Origin of the sequence: Arthrobacter sp. AL05 (genome assembly GCF_029960715.1) — a bacterium.
Classification (GTDB): Bacteria; Actinomycetota; Actinomycetes; order Actinomycetales; family Micrococcaceae; genus Arthrobacter.
The window spans coordinates 1-823 of sequence record NZ_JASBRC010000055.1 but is presented as its reverse complement, the minus strand read 5'-3'; the positions used below and the strand labels follow the sequence as shown (position 1 = coordinate 823).

Annotated in this window: 2 protein-coding genes; both read left to right on the top strand. The window is 62.2% G+C overall.

Annotation, left to right across the window (positions count from 1 at the left end):
* The first annotated feature begins 46 nt into the window (after positions 1–46).
* Complete coding sequence (locus QK287_RS18415) at positions 47–337, top strand: transposase (protein WP_226776254.1); 291 nt, start codon at positions 47–49, stop codon at positions 335–337.
* Between the two features lie 53 nt (positions 338–390).
* A partial coding sequence (locus QK287_RS18410; protein WP_282361136.1) for an IS3 family transposase occupies positions 391–823 on the top strand: 433 nt, incomplete at its 3' end.

Below are 823 nucleotides of genomic sequence, written 5' to 3'. Positions count from 1 at the left end.
TGAGGTGTACTACTGATGTGAGACACAGTTTGAAAGGATTGTGCCCATGTCTTCCCGTCCTACCTATTCCGATGAGTTCAAGGCCGATGCCGTGAATCTTGTCATTTCCTCCGGCCGTTCGCCCGCCTCAGTTGCCCCCGAGTTAGGGATTTCCGTGACCGCCCTGAAGCGCTGGGTGCAGCTGCATCGGGAAGGAGAGTCCGGCACCGGCGTCAGGCCGGATGATCCGGTTGATCCCGCGAAATACAAGGCGTTGGAGGCCCGGTTGCGGGAGCTGGAAAGGGAAAATGATTTCCTGAAAAAAGTGTCGGCGTTCTTCGCCAAAGAACAACGGTAGAGGACCTCTACCGGCTTGTTCAGGAGAAGAACGCCGAATTCCCGGTGGCCTGGATGTGCGCCCGGCTGGGCGTTCCACGGGCCTCGTACTACCGGTGGCTGGAGCAGAAGGAATCAGCGACGTCTGCCCGGCACCGGGAGCTGACCGGACTGGTGAAGGCGATGTTCGATTCCTCGGACGGGATCTTCGGCCACCGGATGGTCCACACCAAACTCGCCGCCACGGGCGTGGAGGTTTCCGTGGGCACGGTCGCTGCCATCATGGCCGAGAACGGCTGGGCGGCCAAGCGGATGCGCGCGTTCAAACGCACGACCATCCCCTCGGACCCGGACAAGGTCTTCGCGGACCTCATCGGCCGGGACTTCACCTCGGAGGTCCCCGGCACGAAGCTCGTCGGGGACATCACCTACCTGCGTACCGGAGAGGGCTGGCTCTACCTGGCCACCGTCATCGACCTCTGCACCCGCATGGTCGTTGGCTGGGCCA

What these genes read in the sequence shown, in the direction of transcription:
- QK287_RS18415 (WP_226776254.1), top strand. Translation starts at nt 47, where the DNA reads ATGTCTTCCCGTCCTACCTATTCCGATGAGTTCAAGGCCGATGCCGTG.